Origin of the sequence: Methanoregula sp. (genome assembly GCF_049690535.1) — an archaeon.
Taxonomy (GTDB): Archaea; Halobacteriota; Methanomicrobia; order Methanomicrobiales; family Methanospirillaceae; genus Methanoregula.
Genome location: NZ_JBAVMX010000002.1, coordinates 1 through 7,638, shown reverse-complemented (window position 1 = coordinate 7,638; position 7,638 = coordinate 1). Strand labels below are relative to the sequence as shown.

Below are 7,638 nucleotides of genomic sequence, written 5' to 3'. Positions count from 1 at the left end.
TAGTCCCGGCAGATATCGGGCCGGGTCAGGTGCACCGTGCAGAACGCCTTCTCCGAACCCGGCTGGTGACGGAAGAACGGGCAGGCCTCGGGGAGCGTGGTAAAGATACTCTTGTCGTCAAAAAGGGCGTGCTTGTCGGCATCCACGCTCACGACATCAGACTCATTCGTGTACCGGTTGAAGACCACGAACTCGTAGTTCCCGTGATCTTCGGTGATACTGTGCACCAGCCCGAGATGGCTGCAGCACTCCCCGCACTGCTGGCAGTCAAACACCATGCGTACCCGGTCCTCCTGTTCCGGAATGTACCGTCTGCCACCTTAATAGCAATGATGCCGGGTCTCTCAAAACCTGCCGGATACCTTTTGAGGATGTCGCATTCCAAAAAAAACTATAGGTCTCGCCAACATTTATACCGGTCCGACGCCAACAGGTTCGTAATCCATGGATATCCTTTCCATCATCCTGATCATCGCCGGGCTCTGCCTGTTCGAGACGATCACAAGCATCGACAATGCCATCATTAACGCTGAGGTCCTCTCGACAATGTCGCAGAAGGCCCGGCGCTGGTTCCTGGTCTGGGGTCTGTTGTTTGCCGTTTTTGTGATCCGGGGCGTGCTGCCGTGGCTGATTGTCTGGATGTCCAATCCGTCCCTTGGACCGGTCGGGGCGCTCACCGCAACATTCTCGAGCGATCCTGCCGTTGTGTCGGCGATCGAAAAGTCCGCCCCTGTTCTCCTGATAGGCGGCGGCACATTCCTGATCTTCCTCTTCTTCCACTGGCTCTTTTTAGAGGAGAAGGCATTCGGCATCAGGGGAGAGCGTTACATCGCAACAAAAGGCGTCTGGTTCTATGCCGTCGTATCCATCCTCCTTGCCGCCATCGTCTGGCTGGCACTTGGGGAAAACCCGATAATGGCATTTGGGGCTGTGATCGGGTCGACCGCGTTTTTTATTGTCCACGGGTTCCGGCAGAACGCCGAAGAGCAGGAAAGAAAGATGATCTCGGGCGATATCCCGGATATCAGCAAGATCTTCTACCTGGAGATCATCGACGCCACATTCTCCATCGACGGTGTACTGGGCGCATTTGCGTTTACGATGGCAGTCCCGCTCATCATTCTGGGGAACGGCATCGGGGCATTGATCGTCCGGGAAATCACGGTCAGGAACGTGGACTCGATTAAAAAATACCGTTACTTAAAAAACGGTGCGATGTATTCGATCTTCTGCCTCGGCATCATCATGATCCTCGACAGTTTCGGCCTCGGGATCCCCGCTTTTGTCTCTCCCATTATAACGTTCGGGGTCGTCGGTTTCTTCCTCTTTAAGTCCATCCGGTCCGGGCCGGCCGCGGATACCGCGTGAGGCCGGAATGCATCGTCACCAGGTCAGGAAATGATCGCACTTATCGTGACCCGAATGACCGGACATGGTCGCGGGCGCTGCGGTACGGATCAGAGACAGGGCTTTTCTCATCGTACATCCGCATATCCTCCCGGCCGTACTGTTTCCTGTCCTCTCCGACAGGGCAGACTTTGATGCAGCACCCGCACGGGGAGAGATACCTCCGGTGCAGTTCTTCCGAGCGGGTGGCACAGGCAGTCTTGTCCGTGAGTTCCTCCGGGTACCCGCCCCCGGGAACAGCAGCTACCGGGCAGATACGCACGCACCTCCGGCACTTGACACAGAGCGGTTCTTCGAGCACCGGGTCCCCGGGGAGTCCGGCAGTGGTCAGGATCGAGGCAAACCTGACCCGGGGGCCGTAATGCGGGGTCAGGAGCATGTTATTGAGCCCGAAGTTCCCAAGGCCGGCACAGTATGCCGCATGACGGTGAGAGAAGAACGCGATCGGTTTTTCCTTAAGGACATCAATCGATCCGTACCCGTCACGGGGCACCCAGACCGACGGGTAGCCTTTCTCTGTGAGGAATGTAGCGATGCGATACCCGCAGGAGTCGAGCTCTGCATTGACCGTCCGGTACAGCTCATGATACCAGATTGAGGGGGCAGTATCCACGATCGGCAGGCTAACCGGAAACCCGATCACGATTACGGTTTTTGTCCCGGGAAAAATTGATGCAGGACGGAACGCCTCCGGCACCCACGGTTCGAATGGAGGATCGTCCCAGCGATCTGCCGGGGCAAAACCGACAAGCGGGATGTCCATGCCGCTGCATTTCCTGATGATCTGACGCCGGAGGATCGTGCTCATGGATCAACGGTTGCATGGATAAGGATAAGAGAGTTTGTTCCCACACCGGAGATTCCTGTTTACTGATCCGTGCCTCTCCCGGGTATGACCCTGTTATCTCAGCACGATACCGGTCTTTACCGGATCAGGTGCATCCTGGAACCCAAAACAAAACACATGCAGATCCCACCCCACAAAATCGTGGCGATTCGGATGATACAGCACTATTCATCTGTTACGGTGCAGATCACCGTGCGTTCCCGACCCGCATTTACATCCAGTTCAAGAAGAACAATCTGTTGCCATGTCCCGCAGCAGATCTTACCCCCTGCGACAGGGACCGTAAGGGAGGGGCCCACAAGTGCCGCTTTGACATGGGAACGCCCGTTGCCGTCACCCCACTTTGTGTTGTGGGCATAGACTGCATCGTCGGGAGCGAGCACCGCAAGCGACCGGGTGAGATCCGCAAGCACGCCGGGCTCGCACTCGATCGTGGTGAGCGCGGCTGTCGAGTGCTGTACGAACAGGTGCACGAGTCCGTCCCGTATGGCGCTCTCGCGGACAACTGCTGCCACCTGCGGTGTCAGGTCGATGATCTCCCCTTCGCGCCGGGTGGACACATGGATAACTTTCCTGAACATGATATCAGACCTTCCTTTTTAGCAGGGAGTCAGATAATTTTCATACCGTTACAGTCAGTGAGTTCACGACGACCTGCGTTTTCTGGTCCGTGATGTACACGATCCAGATTCCTGATGGCATATCCCTGATTGCCCCGGATCCGTTTTTTGCAATAAGGGTCGCAATATCATCGGTCACAAGGAAGCGTGAACCATCATAGTAAATGGTGGCGGTCCCACCATTGGCCCAGGGATTGCCGGTCAGGACCGGGGATGGGTAGACCATGATTTTGTCGCGGCGTGGTGACTCAAGGATAAAAAAAATACCAGATGCTGTTCCCGTTACTGAAAGGTTGGAGAGGGCCACAGGATCGCCTTCCATGTGGTACAGGCTGATGACGTTTATGTCTGAGTACGGGGAGGTGCTCTTTGCCTGAACGGCAAATACCGGGGGTTTCTGGAGGAGAGAAGTTACAAAACCACTCGAAACTGCAAAGATAATGATCGCCACAGCACTGATCAACAGGGCAATGAGGAAGAGACCATATAGTTCGGTCAGTGCATGGTCACGGTGCAGGAGTGTCAAGCGATCAATCCGTAGACGAGTCTAGGAAAAGACACCTGAAATAGGTTCTGATCAGGATCCAAAAGGAAACCTGACGAAAAAAGAGGGAGTGCAATTACGGTGCAGCAGGTGCATCGGGGTCAGGCTCTTCTATGATGTCAGGCTCCGGCTGTACGATAGCGACACCGACCACTTTATCGTTCTCGTCAAGGCGCATGATCCGGACACCTTTTGTTCCCCGCCCGACGATCCTCACTTCGCTTACCCGGGTCCGTATGACGACTCCTGCTGCTGTCATCACGACAATCCCATCAGTGTCCGAGACGGCACGGGACATAATGACGACCGCTTCCCGTTCAAGCAGGATATTCCGGACGCCCATCGTTCCCCTCCCATGCCCGCGGAACTCGTCAAATTCGGATCTCTTTCCGAAACCGACATCGGATATGGTGAGCAGGTGATCTTTTTCAAGCAGGGTGACTGCGACAACCGTATCCCCGCCCCGCAGTTTCATACCTCTCACACCATACGCATTCCTTCGGACAGTCCGCACGGTCTCCTCGTGGAACCGGAGGCTCTGGCCAAACCGGGAGGTGAGCACGAGTTCATTCGTGCCGTTTGTCGAGATCACTTCAACCAGCTGATCATTATCCTTCAGCTTGATCGCGTTTGTCCCGACAGACCGGGGGAAGGAGAACTCGGTCTGGGGAATCTTGATGACCTGTCCGAGTTTTGTCGCAAAGAGGAGGAACCGGTCCTCGCGGAACTCGCGGATCGGAATCACGGCCGTCACGACCTCCTCTTTTAAGTTCAGGAGATTGACGATCGGTTTGCCCTTTGCAATCCGCGAACTCTCGGGTATCTCGTAGACCTTGAGCCAGTAGACCCTGCCGAGGTTCGTGAAACAGAGCAGGTAGTCCTTCATCCCGGCAACAAAGATCGAATCGACAAAGTCCTCCTCTTTTGTGGTCATGCCGGTGATACCCTTGCCGCCCCGGCGCTGCTGGCGGTAGGTGTCAAGATCGATGCGCTTGATGTAATTTGCCGTGGTGATGGAAACAAGGACTGTCTTGTCCTCGATCAGGTCTTCGGTCGTGAGGTCGCCGGTCGCGCTTGCAATTTGCGTCCTTCTCTTATCACCGAACTTCTCAGCAATCTCGGTAGTCTCCCGCCGGATCTCGTCTTTTATCGTGGTTTCGCTTGAGATGAGAGCAGTGAGCCGGGCGATTTCGGTAACAAGACCGGTTTTTTCATCGGTTATTTTCTGCTGCTCAAGGGCCGCGAGACGGCGCAGCTGCATCTGGAGGATCGCATTTGCCTGCAGTTCGTCAAGCCCGAACCGGGAAATGAGCGTGAGCCGGGCGTTCTCGACCGTGTCGGACCCCCGTATCGCGGCGATCACTTCGTCGATCCGCGCGAGTGCGAGGAGGAGACCTTCGAGAATGTGGACTCTCTCCTGCGCCTTTTTAAGATCAAACTCGGAACGGCGCCGGATCACTTCGATCCGGTGCTGGACAAACGTGGCAAGAAGGCCGTGCAGCGTGAGCACCCGGGGCTGGCCATCCACGATTGCAAGGTTGATCACCCAGAAACTGGATTCGAGCGCCGTGTGACGGTAGAGATTATTCAGGATGACCGGCGCCATTGTGCCTTTCCTGAGTTCGAAGACGACCCGGATACCTTCCTTGTCAGACTCATCCCGGAGATCGGAGATGCCGTCAAGCCGTTTCTCCTTTACCATGTTTGCAATGCCCTCGATCCACTGGGCCTTGTTCACCTGGTACGGGAGCTCGGTGACGATGATCCGGTCGCCCCGGTTGCCACCCTCTGACTCTTCGATCGTCGCCACACCGCGGACGATGACCCGGCCCTGCCCGGTCATATACGCAGTTTTGACCCCGTCGGTGCCCATCATGATCCCACCGGTCGGGAAGTCCGGGCCCGGCATGACCCTCATGAGATCCTCTACGGGAACCTCCGGGTTTTCGAGGTATTTTATGACCGCTGCACAGACCTCGCGGAGGTTGTGGGGCGGCATCTTTGTCGCCATACCGACCGCGATACCGTCAGTCCCGTTCACGAGAAGTTCCGGTATTTTCGCGGGGAGCACGGTCGGTTCCTTGAGGGATTCATCGTAGTTGGGAACGAAGTCGACCGTCTCCTTCTCGATGTCCTTTAACATCTCCTCGGCAAAGGGGGTAAGCTTGACTTCGGTATACCTGCTTGCTGCCGCAGAGTCGCCGTCTATCGATCCGAAGTTTCCCTGCCCCAGCACGGGCATATACCGGTAGGAGAAGGGCTGGGCCATCTTGACAATCGTGTCGTAGATGGATGAGTCGCCGTGCGGGTGGAACTTACCCATCACTTCACCGACGACTCTCGCGCTCTTTTTCGTGGGCTTGTCAGAGGTGTTACCCATCTCCCACATGGCAAAGAGCGACCGGCGGTGAACCGGCTTGAGACCGTCCCGGGCATCGGGGATCGCACGCCCGATGATGACGCTCATCGCGTAGTTGATATACGCGACCTTCATCTCTTTTTCGATACTGATCGGCTCGACCCGGTGGGTGAGCGGGCCGAATGCAGGGGGCATGTCGCCTTCAGATGTCAAGGTTGGTCACCTCCTTTGCATGGCGCATGATGAACTCTTTTCGTATGTCTACGTCCTTTCCCATGAGCGTCTTGAAGATCTCGTTTGCTTCCATGGCATCCTCGATATTGACCTGCCGGAAGATCCGGTGCTCGGGGCTCATGGTCGTATCCCAGAGCTGCTGGGCATTCATCTCACCAAGACCCTTGTACCGCTGGACAGAGACTCCCTTCTCTCCCATCTCGGCGGAGAGTTTTTTCATGTCCTCTTCGGTAAACGCGTATTTTTCCTCTTTTCCCCGTGCGATCCGGAAGAGAGGGGGCTGGGCGATATACACATACCCTGCCTCGATGACTTTGAGCATGTACCGGTAGAAGAAGGTCAAAAGGAGCGTCCTGATATGCGCACCGTCGACATCGGCATCGGTCATGATCACGATATGGTGGTACCGTGCCCGCTCGACATCGAACTTGTCACCGATACCGGTCCCGATCGCGGAGATTAGCGTTTGGATCTCGGCGTTCTTTAAGATCTGGTGCTCTCCTGCCTTTTCCACGTTGAGGATCTTTCCGCGGAGGGGGAGGATTGCCTGGAACTTTCTGTCCCGGCCCTGCTTTGCGCTGCCACCTGCCGAGTCCCCTTCCACGATATAGATCTCGCTTTTCTGGGGATCGCGTTCCGAGCAGTCGGCAAGCTTGCCGGGGAGGCCGGAGCTCTCCAGTGAGCTCTTGCGGCGTGCGAGTTCCCGGGCATTCCGCGCTGCCTCGCGTGCCTTTGCGGCCGAGAGCGCTTTTTCGATAATGATGGCAAGCACCTTGGGGTTCTCATCAAAATACTGGCTGAGCGCCGCATAGACGAGCGAATCCACGATGCCCTTAATATTGCTGTTCCCAAGGCGCATCTTGGTCTGGCCCTCGAACTGGGGGTTTGCCATCTTGACCGAGATCACCGAAGTCATACCTTCACGGACATCCTCACCCCGGAGCGTGAGCGCCGCATTCTCTTTTATGAGGTTATTGCGCTTTGCGACCGTGTTGATGGCCCGGGTGATCGCGCTCCGGAACCCTTCGAGATGAGTGCCGCCCTCGCGGGTGTTGACGCTGTTGACATAGGAATACACCTTCTCATCGTATCCCGTTGTGTACTGGAGGGCGACTTCGATCTCAACCTTATTCTCGGGGTCCTTCTGGGTGATATCGATAGGGACAGGGTGGAGGCACTCGGTCCCTTCGTTTAAGTATTTCACAAATTCCGAGAGCCCGCCGGTGCAATAAGAAGCGCGGGCGCCGGTCCGTTCATCCGTAATACTGATGGTAAGGCCGGCGTTTAAGAAAGCCAGCTCGCGGAGCCGGGTGGCAAGGGTGTCATAATCGAACGTAACGGTCTCGAATATGGTTGCATCGGGCCGGAAGATGATCCTGGTACCCGTAAGTTTCTGGCCGAACTCTGCAAAGAAACGGGTACGATCCTCCGCTTCGATATCGACGGGTTCTGCCGGCACTGCCGGTTCAGCGGGGGGGACAGGTGCTACAGGTTCTGCGGGCCCGGACAGGCTCTGCTGGACGGTTACATGCACGGTGCCCCGGGTAAATGCAGCCGGTGCGCCGTACCACTGCTGGTACCGGACAAGCGCCTCGTTGAGCGTCTCTTCCCGCTGCATGAGGGGGCC

Annotated in this window: 7 protein-coding genes; 1 reads left to right on the top strand and 6 read right to left on the bottom strand. The window is 56.5% G+C overall.

From position 1 onward, the window contains the following. Nucleotides 1–278, bottom strand: a 278-nt coding sequence (locus WCE46_RS00095; protein ID WP_424731667.1) for a YkgJ family cysteine cluster protein, incomplete at its 3' end; no start/stop codon positions are given. 166 nt (nt 279–444) lie between these two features. On the opposite strand from WCE46_RS00095, the gene WCE46_RS00090 reads away from it, so the two are divergent. Continuing rightward, entirely contained in the window at nt 445–1,368 is a 924-nt protein-coding gene (locus tag WCE46_RS00090; protein WP_424731666.1) for a DUF475 domain-containing protein, read from the top strand. Between the two features lie 40 nt (nt 1,369–1,408). Here the strand turns inward: WCE46_RS00090 and WCE46_RS00085 are convergent, their stop codons facing one another. From WCE46_RS00085 to WCE46_RS00065, 5 genes are all read right to left on the bottom strand, one after another. Next, on the bottom strand, nt 1,409–2,215 hold the full coding sequence (locus WCE46_RS00085; RefSeq protein ID WP_424731665.1) for an epoxyqueuosine reductase: 807 nt from the start codon (nt 2,213–2,215) through the stop codon (nt 1,409–1,411). Between the two features lie 203 nt (nt 2,216–2,418). Next, nucleotides 2,419–2,835 (bottom strand): secondary thiamine-phosphate synthase enzyme YjbQ, encoded by a 417-nt coding sequence (locus tag WCE46_RS00080; RefSeq protein WP_424731664.1) that lies wholly within the window; start codon nt 2,833–2,835, stop codon nt 2,419–2,421. Between the two features lie 40 nt (nt 2,836–2,875). Continuing rightward, nucleotides 2,876–3,400 carry a type IV pilin N-terminal domain-containing protein gene (locus tag WCE46_RS00075; RefSeq protein ID WP_424731663.1) on the bottom strand — a complete coding sequence of 175 codons (525 nt, stop codon included), beginning with the start codon at nt 3,398–3,400 and terminating at the stop codon, nt 2,876–2,878. Nucleotides 3,401–3,494: 94 nt separating this feature from the next. Beyond that, a complete protein-coding gene (gyrA, locus tag WCE46_RS00070; RefSeq protein WP_424731668.1) occupies nt 3,495–5,972 on the bottom strand; it encodes a DNA gyrase subunit A in 2,478 nt (825 codons plus the stop codon). Between the two features lie 7 nt (nt 5,973–5,979). Next, nucleotides 5,980–7,638: DNA gyrase subunit B (locus tag WCE46_RS00065; RefSeq protein ID WP_424731662.1), on the bottom strand; the 1,659-nt coding region annotated here is incomplete at its 5' end.